The organism is Thermoactinomyces sp. DSM 45891 (assembly GCF_900119485.1).
In the GTDB taxonomy this organism is placed as follows: domain Bacteria; phylum Bacillota; class Bacilli; order Thermoactinomycetales; family Thermoactinomycetaceae; genus Baia.
Genome location: NZ_FPJZ01000001.1, coordinates 305,945 through 319,751, shown reverse-complemented (window position 1 = coordinate 319,751; position 13,807 = coordinate 305,945). Strand labels below are relative to the sequence as shown.

Here is a 13,807-nt window from a genome sequence, read left to right as displayed (position 1 = left end):
ATGAAAGATGTGCGTAAACAAATAGGAACCCTGGGGGAAGAAGTTGCAGCACAGTTGCTAGAAGAAAAGGGTTATCAGGTCTTAACACGTAATTGGCGTTCCCAATTAGGTGAGCTCGATTTAATCGTGACGAATCAACGAGATTTAGTATTTGTAGAAGTACGAACCACAACAAGCACCCGTTTTGGTTACGGCTTTCAATCTGTGGATGGAAAGAAACAACAACAAGTTAGAAAGATTGCGCTTCAATACGTTCTCAACCATGTGAAACGACCGTATTCCTTGCGGTTTGATGTCATTTCGGTTCTCTTAAATCGTCAAACAGGACAAGCTATCGAGACAGAGCATTTTGAAGGAGCGTTTTGAGAAGGATAAATAGAGAAGGGGACCTGGTTTAAAAGGTCTCCTTCTCTATTTACGGGGACGGATCTGATAGATACAATGTTTCCCTCCTTTGGCTTTACACTCTACTTGCTCTACCTCTGCATCCAAAATACCGCGGAACAAAGAGAGTTCGCTTCCACATGCTTGCAGATATTGGTGTGCCACGGTATGAATAGGACAGTTATATTCCGTTAAGGTATAAGTATCCTTTTCCACACCTTCTATCCACTCGGCCATATATCCCTTTTCTTGTTGAATAGAGGCTAATTTGGACACTTGCTCGGAGAGAGGAAGACCGTTCATGAGAGGTTGAATGGCTTCCTTTAAGCGTTCTTCCCTCCGGTGAAATAATTGATCGATGGTTTCTTTGCCGTGAAGTGATTCTAAGTCTTGTAAAAAATCAAGTGTTAAATCACTATAATGCTTTGGGAAGAATACTTCTGCTTTCTCAGTAAGGGAGTAGACGGATGTAGGTCTCCCCATCGCTTGACGTATCAGAGTTGTTTTGAGTAGCTGATCTTTTTCAAGAACTTGTAGGTGCTTTCTCACGGCAATATTAGAGATTTCTAAGATATTTGCTAACTCTTGTGCGCTCATGGATCCACTTTTTCGAAGTAGAGTTAGGATTTGTTGACGTGTATAGCTCATTGGTTCAGACATAGCAAACGCCTCCTCCCACTAAAATAATCTCGCTCCTTCATAATACCTCCACTTTAGTTTAGACTCCCTATCAAATCTGTCAAGTGATCCTCTCCAGAAACCGATTCAATTAATTCAATCTGTTCCCCATCAGGACCTCCAATAAATAAGATCTTGGTCTGATCTGATAATGTAATAGGCCCCTCGATGATGGGGATTTGGTATTGCATACAGATCTGTTCCCATTCTGTCAAATGGCTTACTTCGATAGCAAAGTGATAGGTGGAGGGTGGGGGTGTTGGTACCGCTTGGTTAATGGATATCAATTCTAATCTCCATCCATTCCCTTGAAGCCAGATGATTTCTTCCTCTTCTAGATAAAAGTGTTGATGGACTTGTAATCCAAATAGTTTTTGATAGAAAGGAGACGAGATCTGTAGATTACAAACTTGGATTGCTACGTGGTGCAGATATATGTTTGTGGGGATCGGAATCGCATGATACATGAACACTTCTCCTTTATTATAGAATGAGGTTCATATCACCAAACTCATGCCAATAATACTGATGTTCGATCGCTTCCTGATAAGCATGAAGGATTCGTTCTGGATCGATCAGAGAGGAGAGAAGGTCGAGATGGCTTGCTTCTGGCTCATGAAATCCTGTAATTAGCCCATCTACGACACGGAGTTTTGTAGTGGCTGTGATATGTAGATTGGTCCAACCGGTTTGGGGAATGAGCTCGCCATCACTATCAATCGATGTCTCTAAAGCCCTTATTACTGTTGTACCAACTGCTATGACCCGCTTCCCGTGTTTCTTCGCTGTGTTGATCTCTTCAACAGTGTTAACAGGAATGAAGTATTCTTCAGTATGCTTTTTAGGATCTAGATACGCCTGGTCATCGAGTAAATAACTAAGTCCTGTATGGAGCTGAACATAAGCAATTCTCACTCCTTTTTGCTGTAGTTTCAGTAGTAATTCCCAACTAAAAGCTCTTCCAGCAGAAGGCATCTCTACCGAACCTGGCACGGTTCCATAAACGGTTTGGTAATAGTCTAGATCCCACGGATGAGTGATATATTCATAGCGAATCGGTTCACCTAGAGCATAGAAACACTCAAGTAGATGATTTCCAGATTGGGAAAACTGTAGGGTTACAAGCGAAGTATCTAATAGCGAAGTAACGGTTGCTTGGAGATAAGGAGCGAAAAGGAATTTATCTTCTAACTTAACTCCAGCGGCTACGATTAACGCTTCCCAGTTCATAGTATTGATTCGTCGTGCAAGTCTAATCTCTACTTGCGATTGTAAGAGTACATGGTCCCGTATCCAATCCACTTGAAAAACAGCTGGGATGGTTCGACTGGCATTTAGTACTAACAAATCGTCTTTTTCCAGATAGGAATCGATATGTTGAAACAGAGTATGTGTGGTTTTACCCGTTTGGCGATGTAAAACCATACATTTTACATGATCACGGCGAATGCCACGGCGTTCAGGTGGCGAGGATGCATGAAGGGAGTCTGGTAAGTAGAAGGAGAGGGATTTTGTCATGATAAGGCCCCTCTTTTTTGTAGGAACTCTGTAGCTTGTATTCGTTCACCATTTTCCGTTGATTCAGCTGAAGCTAAGTGTAAAAATACATCTACGACCTCATTTGGATCAACGAGATCGTAATTGCAATCTGGTACTGCTAAAGCATGCATTTCTGTGTCCATTTCACCTGGATCGACCATATTCATTCGAACCCCAGTACCGTCTAACTCATCAGCCCATGTCTGGGTTAATCCTTCTAGCGCAAATTTGGAGATCCCATAAGCCCCCCAACCACGATAGCCTGTATGTCCTGCTTCTGAAGTTACATTGATGATCGAACCCTTTTTCTCTTGTAGCATCTTTGCCACCACTCTCCTTGTGACGAGAAAAGGCCCCACTGCGTTTACACGAAGAACGTCTTGGTAGTCACCTTCGGGATAATCGGCCAGAAGGGGCATGGGGCTAGGTCCTAATATGGATGCGTTATTAATTAAGACATCAATGGTACCAAATGTTGCTTCAGTCAATGCCACAAATCGTTCTACATCACGAGATATCGACAGATCGGCAGTTATGGCTAATACTTCCATTGCTCCTTGTTGTACCGCTTCCTTTTTTACTTGGAGTAATTTCGTTTCTTCTCGGGCACAAATAGCTAATCTTGCTCCTTTTTTAGAAAATGCTAGCGTTAAAGCACGTCCTAGCCCTTTTGATGCTCCAGTGATCATAATAACCTGATTTGAGGATATTGACATATAAATCGCTCCTTTGGATTTCATGAATAGTACGCTTTTATAAGGGTTGTTGTTTATTTTTAAACTTAATTAACCATTTAGTTAAATAAGTTATATCTACATCTTAGCTCCTTCGCAATAATCTGTAAAGAGGAAATGAATGTGATACTTCATCTTTTTATGCGAATGATAATATAAAATTTTTTCTAAAAATAGGTTCTTGATTACAGTAGACATCATGATTCTCTTGCTTTAACTCTTAGAATATTCCTTGAGGTGAATGAATAAATACTACGAAGAACGATAAAAGGGATGATTAGGGGAGGGTTGCTTATGAGTCAGGGACAAAAAAGAATGTTTATGAGTCAAGAAAAGAATTTGTATTTTCCAAAGGTAAGTGTTTTAATATCTGCTTTTAATCGTCCTCACATGTTGAAGAAGGCGTTGGAGAGTGTACTGAATCAAACATATCCCAATATTGAAATCATTATCGGGGACGATAGTACGGATGATGGAGTAGAGTCTTTGGTTAAGCCTTATTTAAATGCTTATGATCACATTAAGTATGTGCGAAATGCAGAGGCAAGTAGAAACTTATCTGGCTTTGCGAACACTCTAACCTTGTTTAGTATGGCTACGGGAGAGTTTGTTAACTTTCTACATGATTATGATTTTTTTCATCGAGAAAAAATCGAAAAAATGGTACATTCCTTTCTCCAACTACCGAATGTCAAATTGGTCACTTCTTACAGACAGATAGTCGATGACGCTGGAAGTGAACTCCCTCCAGTAGTAAGTACAGCTAAATTATTTCATCAAAATTCTCTTATTAATGGAAAAAATCTTGGGAAGCTCATGCTTAGTCAGTTTACTAATTTTATAGGGGAATCTACGACTGTATTATTTAGAAAAAGCGATCTCATGGAAGGCTGGTCAAGGTATGGAGGTGTTCATCATGTTGTCTTAAGTGATGTAGCTACTTGGATGTCTCTGCTCGCTCAAGGAGATGCAGTATATATCGCTGAACCATTAAGCTACTCTAGGATTTATCTAGGCCATAATCAGATGAATCCAGCAGATTTAGAGCTAGGATGTATAGCAGAATGGGCAAGTATTCTGCTGAGTTCATTTGAAAACCAATTGATTGAATTGACTGAGTATAAAGGTTATCTCAGGCAGTGGAATGAACGTTGGGACTCTCGTATTCATGAATTAATGGCGATTGAAAATCAAGCATTTATTATGCAGGGAGTGCGTAACAAATGTTTGAGACTACTAGAGGACATTCCACAGGTGTGTAGCATATAGCAACCATTACTGTGGATTTGTATATAAAGTGAGGGGATTCGCTAATTAAACCGATACCATTTCTCCGTCCTAATGTAGTGAAGTGCGAATTATATCTAAAGTATCTTTTGCAAATTGATGAAAATCGGATTTATTCGAACTATGGCCCCTTGAACGATACTTTCGAAGAACGGATTCTGCAAGAGTTTTTCGAAGGGGAGGGTGCGGTTAGCACAGTTAATAATGCAACTATTGGCCTAATGCTTGCTATTTCAGAAAGTATGAGGCCAAATGGTCGATATGCGCTAATGCCTAGTTTTACCTTCTCAGCTACCCCTTTAGCGGCTGTTTGGTGTGGATTAGAGCCTTATTTTATTGATATTCATGAAGATGAATGGTCTATGAATGTAGATATATTAGAGGACACCTTGAAAAAGCTAGGAGACCAGGTTGCAGTTGTCGTTCCATATGCAACCTTTGGAACCTGTATAGACCTGACCTATTATAACGATTTACAGAAGAAGGGCATCCCAGTGGTTGTGGATGCAGCAGCTAGCTTTGGAGCAAGAGATACGTATGGACATTTTGGGAAGGGTTTTTTAGGGAGTATTATATACAGCTTTCATGCTACTAAGGGGTTTGGAATTGGTGAGGGAGGACTGGTATACAGTGGTGATCAGACGCTCATCTCCAATGTGCGGCAAGCGGGTAATTTCGGTTATAAGGAGAGTAAGGAATCGACTTTAAAAGGGCTCAATAGTAAGCTGTCCGAATACATGGCTGCTATTGGTTTGGCAACATTGGATGTATTTGAACAGAAGGTTGAATCCAGAAAGCAGATTAAAAAATGGTATTTGGAGCAGATGGACAAATGGAATTTATTTGAGAAAGGGTGGAGAGTTCAAAATTGCTCAGGGGAGCTTGTGACTCAACTCCTCTCTGTTCTCAGTCCACAAGGTGAAAATCATCAAATCATAGATCATTTAGGTAAACAAGGGATTGAGACGCGATGCTATTTTTCCCCGCCTTGCCACAGACAAAAACAATTTTCTTCTAGCAATCAATCTACGATGTACATGACGGAATGCATTTCAGATCGTATTATCAGCCTGCCATTTTGGGAGGAGATTGATAGGGAGCATGTAAAACAAATTGTCAAAGCACTAGCAAATACATTACATAGGGGTGAGTAGTCTGGAACATACATCTTCCTATTACTGTCCATGTTGTAAGAATCACATTGCACAATTTATTCCTTTGCATAAAAATTTCTTTGAACCAGAATCATTTCATTTGGAAAATTGGAATCCCAAAACAGAAATTTGTTCGATGTGTATGGCTATGGATCGTGAAAGACTTTATGTATGGTTTATGGAAAGAGAAACCGATTTATTTATGGCCCCAAAAGTTGTGTTTCATATTGATCCTGAAAAAGAAAAAAATGTAAAGAATAAGCTTGCTATTCACTCGAATCTCTACTATGTGTCTGGCGATTTGAAACCGCTAGATCCATGGACTAAGGCACTAGATGTTACGAATCTTTATTATGAAGATCATTCCTTTGATGTCATAATATGCAGCCACATACTTGAAAATATTTCGGAAGATCGTAAGGCGATGGGTGAGCTTTACAGAGTGATGAAAGTCGGAGGCTGGGGGATTATGCAAGTGCCTCTGGCGACGAATGTGGCGATGAGTTTTGAGGATGAGCGAGTTATGACTGCAGATGATCGGGCTAGAGCCTATGGCCATCCAAATCATGTGCGAGTATATGCGAAAGAAGATTATATAAAGAGACTCGAATCAGTCGGTTTTAGAGTCGAGTTGTACAATATTGCAGAGAGATATTCTATCAAAGAAGCACATAAATTAGGTCTTTCTAAAGAAGATAATCTTTATATTGTGCATAAGGATGCATAATCGTCTTCCTAAAAGTACGTTTTCATATAGATGACTAGTAAGATAAGAGTCATCTATTTTTATGTTTTGTTCAAGAAAATGAGCAGGATTATGTCAAAAGATGCCGAATGATTACCATATTATGGAGCAGGTGTTTGGGGGATAATCATTTGTATGCAAAGATCTATAGTGCATCCGTATTAGGAATCCATGGGTTTGTCGTAGAGGTAGAGGTAGATATTAGTAATGGGTTACCTGCTTTTGATATAGTGGGTCTTCCTGACTCAGCAGTTCGGGAATCCAGAGAGCGAGTTCGGGCGGCTGTTAAAAATAGTGGAGTAAACTTTCCCTTACAGCGTATTACGACGAATCTAGCTCCGGCAGATATTAAAAAGGAAGGTGCTAGCTTTGATCTAGCGATTGCGATGGGGATCCTCTTAGCTAGTGACCAAATGGTTGGGACAAGTGTAGATAAAACGATTTTTTTAGGTGAATTATCCCTAGATGGATGTTTACGCCCCCTACATGGAATTTTACCGATGGTAATGTGTGCACAAGAGCAAGGGTTTAGCAAGGTATTAGTACCTGTCGCCAATTATGCAGAAGCATGTTTAGTAAATGGAATTGAAATCATCCCTCTACAGACACTGCAAGAGTCAGTTGCCTACTTAAAGGGAGAGTGGCACCCAGATGCTGTAGAAATCGCTACCACGATCGAACAAACGAAGTGGACTCAACCAGACTTAAAAGATGTCCAAGGACAGCAACATGTAAAACGAGCGATGGAAGTGGCTGCTGGAGGCGGGCATAATTTAATGCTAATCGGCCCTCCGGGCTCTGGGAAGACGATGCTTGCAAGACGAATTCCAAGTATTCTTCCCTGTATGAATCGACAAGAGTCTCTAGAAGTAACGAAGATCTATAGTATAGCTGGTCTGCTATCTGAGAGGGGGAAACTTGTCCAAGAACGACCCTTCCGCTCCCCACATCATACCGTCTCTTCGATTGGAATCGTAGGAGGCGGACAAATCCCAAAGCCGGGGGAGGTCAGCTTGTCCCATCGAGGCGTATTATTTTTAGACGAATTACCCGAATTTTCAAAGTCAGCATTGGAGGTTCTTCGTCAACCTCTAGAAGATAAAGAGGTTACTCTTAGTAGATCGAAGATAACATTGTCGTTTCCGTCTGATTTTATGTTGATCTCATCTATGAATCCATGCCCGTGTGGATTCTATGGGTACGAGGAAGACCGAAGCTGCACTTGCACCCCACATCAAGTACAAAGATATCGCTCTCGTATCTCTGGGCCTCTGCTCGATCGGATTGATCTGCATGTGGAGGTACCGCGAGTAAACTTTGAGACGATATCTTCTAAGTCTGTACCTGAGTCTTCGGTGGAGATTCGATCAAGAGTGAATCAAGCGAGACAAATTCAACAAGAGCGATTTAAAGAATCAGCAACCCTTTGTAACAGTAGCATGGTACCAGTTCAAATTCGGAAATATTGCGAATTAGATCAAGATGGAAAAGGACTATTACATCAATCATTTGATCGACTTGGATTAAGTGCAAGGGCGCACGATCGAATTTTAAAGGTAGCACGTACGATTGCAGATCTTGCGGGTGAAGAGAAAATCCAGGTAGCCCATGTGGCAGAAGCGATTCAGTACCGGGCTTTGGATCGGAAGTTCTGGGGCTAGATTATTTAGCTTTGACTTTTGCCCATTCATTACGATATAGCAGATGACGAAACTCTTCTCTAGCTGACTGGAGTGCTTCAAAGAGTTTCACTCCTTCTGCATAGTTTCCAATACCCATCGCTTGTCGATAGGATCTCTCGATGGGGGCTACTACTTCCTGAAAGTAGTAATTGGCTCGATTTGTAAAATGGGATTTTTGTGCTCGAGCGATTTGCTGTTCACTTGCTGGGGTGCTTTTGGACTTAGACCCTTTTTTCGCCATGCTTTACTCCTCCTACAATATCAACTAAATGAATGATCGATACTATATTTATGTTATAAAAATGATAAATATTGTTATTATTTATCACGATATTTCTGTAGAGTTCCGTACCGCATCCCAATGGACAATTCAACCAATTGTGTTGGATATATTAAAAAAATGCGGTTCATTCACAGTTAAAGTGAATAAATCGCATTTTTAGTCTTCTTTAGTCCTCATGAACAGAAATGAATGGGGGATACTGGGATTCCTGCTTTTATCAAGTCTTGAGCGAAAGTAGAGTTTATAGAAACATTAGTGCAACCCATTAATGTAAGTACGGATAAAGTGTACTCTTCGTCAGATAGTTTGATTAAACGTAATGTTAGATTTTGATTATCAACTAATTTTGCCCCCTGTGGGTCACAAACATCTGAACTAGGAGTAGGATTAGGAACTGAAGGAATCCCTATGTGAAGAAGTTTACTTGCATGGTCATCATCAATAACAGTTGCATCCTTGGTACAGGCGTTGCTTCCACCGGATCCGAAAACAGTAGTTGTTACTACGAGAAGATTTCTGTTTATATAATCATTATAAGCAACCCCAACGTAAACATTATATGTCAGAGCCATTTTATCATTCTCCTTTCGTCTTCCGTATATAAAATATGCTTGTATTTATTTTTGTGCACGGCTGTGGTTAACCAAAAAATAGAAATTAAGGAGGGGACATAATGATTTAAGTATTTGTATTCGCTTGATGAAAGCGGCTCTTTACTGCATCCCAATGGACAACGTTCCACCAATGCTTAATGTACTCTTTTTTGCGATTTGGATATTTGAGGTAATAAGCGTGCTCCCAGACATCTAGACAGAGAAGAGGAACACCGTCCCATTGGGAGAGGATTTGTTGTTTTTCTATTTGTAAGATTTCGAGCCTTAGTGTACGAGGGTTCCATGCAAGGATAACCCAGCCTCCTGTTATTTTTTCGGCTATGGTAGAGAAGTGGCTTTTAAAAGTAGAGAATTTCCCGAAATCGGCCTGAATCTGTTTTATGAGTGATCCTGTGGGGACTCCCCCACTGTTTGGTTTGATACAATCCCAAAAAATCGTATGTAGATAGTGTTCCATACCGTTATAGGCGGCTTCTCGCTCCCAATGCCTCATTTGATCAAAGTTGTGAGTTTGACGAGCTTTTTCGATTTCGAGTTCAGCGATATTTAAGTCTGCTACGTATTTTTTGTGATGCTCACTATGATGAATACGCATTGTTACTTCATCAATGTGGGGTTCTAATGCATGGTAGGGAAAAGGGAGTGAGGGGAGTTGGTGTTGACCGATCGGGACCCTTTGAACTGTGGGGATAACATTGCTTACCCTGGATGTATGAAGGCTATGATTTGTGTATATATGGGATTGATTATGATTGTGGGTTGTGTGACGAGCCTGAAGGTACTTTTCATATTTATTTTGGGCGCTTAGTACTTTATAGAAATAAGCATCAATTTCTCCAATTGATGAATGAGGGCTACTTGCCATTTGTTCAATTTGACGATAAGCAGTTTCGATCGCTGTTAAATGCTTGATTGAGACATCATCATGATCGGTAAGATCTCTTTGATGTTTTAGCCAATGTTGATGGATTCGACAAGTATTAATAATCCACGTTTTGATCCAATCAAACACGTATACATAGTAAGGGTTGTTCATAAGTATGCTCCTTTTCATATCTGTTCTTATATGTATGTTTGGAAGAAAGAGGGCATGTGTGGAAGTGGAGTACAAATAAAGAAACACAAACAAAAACAAGAAGACAAAAAATCTTCTATGTTTCTGTTTGGTTTTTTTAGGTATTATTTTGTTTTCCTCCAATAAACACCATTTTGATCAATGGGTTTTATCTCATCATGGATCACTGCGCGGTTCCGATAATCGTGTACGGCGGCTTTACATTGATTAATATTGTAATCATCAATAATGATATAGCCACCTATCGAAACTCTAGGATAAAGATTTGCTAGACTATCCCATGTGGAAGAATACATGTCCCCATCTAATCTCGCTATCGCTATTTTTTCGATCGGTGCAGTAGGAAGAGTGTCCTTGAACCAACCTTTTAAGAATTTTACATTATCATCCAATAGATTGTATTTTTTAAAATTATCTACCACTTCTTCTAAGGAGACTCTTAAGTAGTCCATCGTATGAAAGGATGAATGTGTATCAGCTGGATGGCTTGGGTCAGGAGGAGGTAATCCTTCGAATGAATCTGCAACCCAAACTTTTCGATCTGTAATCCCATAAGCTTTCAAAAAACCTTGCATAAAAATGCATGCACCACCTCGCCAAACTCCTGTTTCGATAAAATCTCCCTCTATGTTCTCCGTCATGACTGACTCCATACATTGATGTAGGTTATTCATACGTTCTATACCAATCATACTGTGAGCAATCGGAGGCCAATCGAGTCCGGATTGCCTGGTTTCCGTTGTTGGATTAAACATAATGTTACTTGGATGATGATAGTTTTTTTCATGCTCAATCCATATTTCAAATAGAATTGCTTTTTTGAGTAGATCTAAATATAGATCTTCAGCCTGATTTTTTTTCATTCCATCTCCTCCATTCTTTTTAATCTATGAATATGAATGAAAAATGTGAAATGAAATGTATATCATGTGATCCACTATGTAGAGACTAAAAAACATGCTATCCAGAAATGCGACTCATTTTTGGATAGCATGTTTATATTCTTATACTTTATCGAGGAACTCTGGTTTTTTGTAGTCAGGGTCTTGTTTCTGGCGTTCTCGTTCGGCGCGTTCTTCAGGAGTTAAGAACTTGGGAGAAATCCGATTGTTTTTTTTATCTCGGTAAAAGATAAAGCCACCGATAATATATAAACTACCTATTAATAAAAGTAAACCCCAAAGAAAGCGAAGCCATCCGAAGCCTTCACCAGCAGCGGAATAAAAGATTACCTCCCGGATTTCTGTCCAGCCGTAAATGCCTGCGACGCCAGGGAGACAGAGGAGGAGAATGGCGATGATACGTTGGTAGATGGGTTTCATAAAAAAACCGCCTTTCGTTTTTCCAAGTGTTATGTTACCTTAAATGCCAAGTGATTGCTAGTCTGTATGAGCCGTTCTCTGTGATAAGATAGGCTGAAAGAGAGTCTGGACTACGGGAAAGGGGCGAATCTATGCAGAAAGTGTTGATTGTGGGTGGAGGAAAGGGTGGAGCAGCTCTTCTTCGTACTTTATCGGATGTTGAATTTATCGAAGTGATTGGGATTGTTGACTTACTACCTCATACACCAGCTATTGTAGAAGCGAAGCGTAGAGGGATCGCCACTGGATCCGATCTGAATTCATTTTTAGAGCTTACACCTGATGTGGTGATTGAGGTAACGGGTGATGTGGCTGTTTATGATCAGATCCACTCATTGAAATCAAAGAAAACTCTTCTAGTCTCAGGGGATATAGCCAACTTGATGGTGCGCTTGGTTGAAGAGAAGGAGAGCTGGTTTCAAGCTTGGATTCAGCGACAAAAAGAGCTAGAGGCGATTATTGATTCTACCCATGATGGAATGATTGCGGTAAACGCTCAAGGACAGATTACGATTTTAAATGCTTCAGCAGAAAAAATGTTAAAAGTACATAGAACTGAATTAATTGGGAAGCCACTTCGCGAGGTGGTTGGGCATACTCGTTTAGAAGAAGTGCTGCGGACAGGGGAATCAGAACTAAATCAAACGTTTCAGCTACCAAGTGGAACGGAGATTGTCACGAATCGGGTTCCAGTGAAAAATCATGAAGGTAAAGTTATGGGAGCAGTGGCTGTTTTCCGCGAGGTTAGCGAGCTACAACACTTTATCCAAAAAATCATGGATTTAGAGGATATGAAAAGCTATTTGCAAGCGATCATAGACTCATCAGATGATGCGATTTCCGTTGTGGATGTAAATGGGACGGGTCTGTTAATTAACCCAGCTTATACAAGGTTAACCGGACTTCAGCCAGAGGAAGTTATTGGAAAGCCAGCCGAGGTAGATATTTCAGAAGGTGCGGAGAGTATGCATATGAAGGTGCTTCGAACCAGACAGGTGGTTCGGGGAGTACAGATGGAGGTAGGGCCTCATCATCGGGATGTGATCGTGAATGTAGCTCCGATTATCTTACAAGGTGAATTAAAGGGAAGTGTAGCCATTGTTCATGATACCTCGGAATTAAAACAATTAACGCAAGACTTAGAGCGAGCACGAAGCATCATTCGAAAGTTAGAAGCAAAGTATACATTTGATGATATCATTGGTGAGAGTGAGCAGATGCAAATCGCGATGCAACTTGCTAAGCAAGCGGCGGACACTCGCGCTACTGTGCTTCTGCGTGGAGAATCGGGAACGGGGAAAGAGTTGTTCGCGCATGCGATTCACAATGCTAGTAATCGGAAATATAACCAGTTTATTCGAGTAAACTGTGCTGCTTTGTCCGAGTCATTGCTGGAGAGTGAGTTATTTGGTTATGAAGAGGGAGCTTTTACAGGAGCAAAACGGGGTGGGAAAAAAGGTTTATTCGAAGAGGCGAGTGGGGGCACTATATTCTTAGATGAGATCGGGGAGCTTCAACCCAGTATCCAAGCTAAATTGCTACGTGTTCTGCAGGAGCGTGAAGTGATTCGAGTAGGTGGAACCAAGTCAATCCCCATCGATGTCAGGGTAATCGCAGCCACGAATGTTTTTCTAGAACGGGCGATGGAAGAGAAGAATTTTAGAGAGGATCTTTTCTTCCGCCTAAACGTATTCCCGATTATGATCCCTCCTCTCCGCCAACGTGATGGGGATTTAGATCTTTTGGCAATCCACCTCATACGGAAGTTTAATCAAGAGTATGGACGGAATGTGCGTACGATTGCTCCAGAAGCCATTCAGCTTCTATCTCAGTACTCGTTTCCTGGTAATGTAAGGGAATTAGAAAATTTCTTAGGACGGGCTATGATTCATATGACGGTCCAGGAGCAGGCGTTAGCACCGGAACATCTGCCAAAATTTGAATTTCAACAAAATGAAGTCCATGATGTTATTAGAGAGGAAGAGCAGGCTGATGATTTGAAACGTCCCCTAAAGGATTATTTAGTAGATGCAGAAAATCGCTATGTTACACAAATTTATTATGCTTGTGGACAAAATAAGACCCGAACAGCAAAACAGTTAGGAATCTCCATACGAAGTTTATATTATAAATTGGAGCGCGCCCGTATTACATAAAGCACTCTGCAATTTATTGCATGTAAAAGCTTGCATTTTTGCAAAATAATGCAGAATGTATAGCGGTTACTGATGTCATTTCCTTGTTTTATGGTGTTGGCATTGTTCTTGCATA

At 40.6% G+C, this 13,807-nt stretch carries 15 protein-coding genes; 6 read left to right on the top strand and 9 right to left on the bottom strand.

What is annotated here, in order from left to right:
* Positions 1-366 carry a YraN family protein gene (locus tag BT147_RS01590; RefSeq protein WP_072330228.1) on the top strand — a complete coding sequence of 122 codons (366 nt, stop codon included), beginning with the start codon at positions 1-3 and terminating at the stop codon, positions 364-366.
* A gap of 45 nt (positions 367-411) precedes the next feature.
* Here the strand turns inward: BT147_RS01590 and BT147_RS01585 are convergent, their stop codons facing one another.
* From BT147_RS01585 to BT147_RS01570, 4 genes are read right to left on the bottom strand one after another with little or no spacing between them, the layout of a single operon-like run.
* Positions 412-1,044, bottom strand: coding sequence for a helix-turn-helix transcriptional regulator (locus tag BT147_RS01585; RefSeq protein ID WP_072330225.1), 633 nt, complete (start codon positions 1,042-1,044; stop codon positions 412-414).
* A gap of 53 nt (positions 1,045-1,097) precedes the next feature.
* Entirely contained in the window at positions 1,098-1,529 is a 432-nt protein-coding gene (locus BT147_RS01580; RefSeq protein WP_072330223.1) for a VOC family protein, read from the bottom strand.
* Between the two features lie 16 nt (positions 1,530-1,545).
* On the bottom strand, positions 1,546-2,580 hold the full coding sequence (locus tag BT147_RS01575; protein ID WP_072330221.1) for an S-adenosylmethionine:tRNA ribosyltransferase-isomerase: 1,035 nt from the start codon (positions 2,578-2,580) through the stop codon (positions 1,546-1,548).
* Positions 2,577-3,317: an SDR family NAD(P)-dependent oxidoreductase gene (locus BT147_RS01570; RefSeq protein ID WP_072330219.1), complete on the bottom strand. Its 741-nt coding sequence runs from the start codon at positions 3,315-3,317 to the stop codon at positions 2,577-2,579. Before BT147_RS01570 ends, BT147_RS01575 begins: the two co-directional genes overlap by 4 nt.
* A gap of 312 nt (positions 3,318-3,629) precedes the next feature.
* Here BT147_RS01570 and BT147_RS01565 point away from each other — a divergent pair, with 312 nt between their 5' ends.
* The 4 genes from BT147_RS01565 to BT147_RS01550 all read left to right on the top strand — a co-directional run bounded on the left by BT147_RS01565 (position 3,630) and on the right by BT147_RS01550 (position 8,182).
* Positions 3,630-4,604: a glycosyltransferase family 2 protein gene (locus BT147_RS01565; protein WP_072330217.1), complete on the top strand. Its 975-nt coding sequence runs from the start codon at positions 3,630-3,632 to the stop codon at positions 4,602-4,604.
* 44 nt (positions 4,605-4,648) lie between these two features.
* Complete coding sequence (locus BT147_RS01560; RefSeq protein WP_072330216.1) at positions 4,649-5,776, top strand: DegT/DnrJ/EryC1/StrS family aminotransferase; 1,128 nt, start codon at positions 4,649-4,651, stop codon at positions 5,774-5,776.
* A gap of 100 nt (positions 5,777-5,876) precedes the next feature.
* Entirely contained in the window at positions 5,877-6,503 is a 627-nt protein-coding gene (locus tag BT147_RS01555) for a methyltransferase domain-containing protein (RefSeq protein WP_083426279.1), read from the top strand.
* 149 nt (positions 6,504-6,652) lie between these two features.
* Positions 6,653-8,182, top strand: a complete 1,530-nt coding sequence (locus BT147_RS01550) for a YifB family Mg chelatase-like AAA ATPase (RefSeq protein ID WP_072330212.1) — start codon at positions 6,653-6,655, stop codon at positions 8,180-8,182.
* A 1-nt stretch (position 8,183) separates the two neighbouring features.
* Here the strand turns inward: BT147_RS01550 and BT147_RS01545 are convergent, their stop codons facing one another.
* From BT147_RS01545 to BT147_RS01525, 5 genes are all read right to left on the bottom strand, one after another.
* Positions 8,184-8,444: a hypothetical protein gene (locus BT147_RS01545; RefSeq protein ID WP_072330210.1), complete on the bottom strand. Its 261-nt coding sequence runs from the start codon at positions 8,442-8,444 to the stop codon at positions 8,184-8,186.
* A gap of 215 nt (positions 8,445-8,659) precedes the next feature.
* A complete protein-coding gene (locus BT147_RS01540) occupies positions 8,660-9,058 on the bottom strand; it encodes a hypothetical protein (protein ID WP_072330208.1) in 399 nt (132 codons plus the stop codon).
* 106 nt (positions 9,059-9,164) lie between these two features.
* On the bottom strand, positions 9,165-10,136 hold the full coding sequence (locus BT147_RS01535) for a superoxide dismutase (RefSeq protein WP_072330206.1): 972 nt from the start codon (positions 10,134-10,136) through the stop codon (positions 9,165-9,167).
* 143 nt (positions 10,137-10,279) lie between these two features.
* Positions 10,280-11,038, bottom strand: a complete 759-nt coding sequence (locus tag BT147_RS01530) for a TylF/MycF family methyltransferase (RefSeq protein WP_072330204.1) — start codon at positions 11,036-11,038, stop codon at positions 10,280-10,282.
* Between the two features lie 141 nt (positions 11,039-11,179).
* Complete coding sequence (locus BT147_RS01525; protein WP_072330202.1) at positions 11,180-11,497, bottom strand: DUF2627 family protein; 318 nt, start codon at positions 11,495-11,497, stop codon at positions 11,180-11,182.
* A gap of 131 nt (positions 11,498-11,628) precedes the next feature.
* Here BT147_RS01525 and BT147_RS01520 point away from each other — a divergent pair, with 131 nt between their 5' ends.
* Complete coding sequence (locus BT147_RS01520; protein ID WP_072330200.1) at positions 11,629-13,692, top strand: sigma-54 interaction domain-containing protein; 2,064 nt, start codon at positions 11,629-11,631, stop codon at positions 13,690-13,692.
* Positions 13,693-13,807 lie beyond the last annotated feature (115 nt).

Excerpts from the sequence above, each read along its gene's own strand:
- BT147_RS01525 (WP_072330202.1), bottom strand. The coding sequence starts at position 11,497 with ATGAAACCCATCTACCAACGTATCATCGCCATTCTCCTCCTCTGTCTC.
- BT147_RS01545 (WP_072330210.1), bottom strand. The coding sequence starts at position 8,444 with ATGGCGAAAAAAGGGTCTAAGTCCAAAAGCACCCCAGCAAGTGAACAG.
- BT147_RS01590 (WP_072330228.1), top strand. The coding sequence starts at position 1 with ATGAAAGATGTGCGTAAACAAATAGGAACCCTGGGGGAAGAAGTTGCA.
- BT147_RS01575 (WP_072330221.1), bottom strand. The coding sequence starts at position 2,580 with ATGACAAAATCCCTCTCCTTCTACTTACCAGACTCCCTTCATGCATCC.
- BT147_RS01520 (WP_072330200.1), top strand. The coding sequence starts at position 11,629 with ATGCAGAAAGTGTTGATTGTGGGTGGAGGAAAGGGTGGAGCAGCTCTT.
- BT147_RS01570 (WP_072330219.1), bottom strand. The coding sequence starts at position 3,317 with ATGTCAATATCCTCAAATCAGGTTATTATGATCACTGGAGCATCAAAA.
- BT147_RS01530 (WP_072330204.1), bottom strand. The coding sequence starts at position 11,038 with ATGAAAAAAAATCAGGCTGAAGATCTATATTTAGATCTACTCAAAAAA.
- BT147_RS01565 (WP_072330217.1), top strand. The coding sequence starts at position 3,630 with ATGAGTCAGGGACAAAAAAGAATGTTTATGAGTCAAGAAAAGAATTTG.
- BT147_RS01535 (WP_072330206.1), bottom strand. The coding sequence starts at position 10,136 with ATGAACAACCCTTACTATGTATACGTGTTTGATTGGATCAAAACGTGG.
- BT147_RS01540 (WP_072330208.1), bottom strand. The coding sequence starts at position 9,058 with ATGGCTCTGACATATAATGTTTACGTTGGGGTTGCTTATAATGATTAT.
- BT147_RS01580 (WP_072330223.1), bottom strand. The coding sequence starts at position 1,529 with ATGTATCATGCGATTCCGATCCCCACAAACATATATCTGCACCACGTA.
- BT147_RS01585 (WP_072330225.1), bottom strand. The coding sequence starts at position 1,044 with ATGTCTGAACCAATGAGCTATACACGTCAACAAATCCTAACTCTACTT.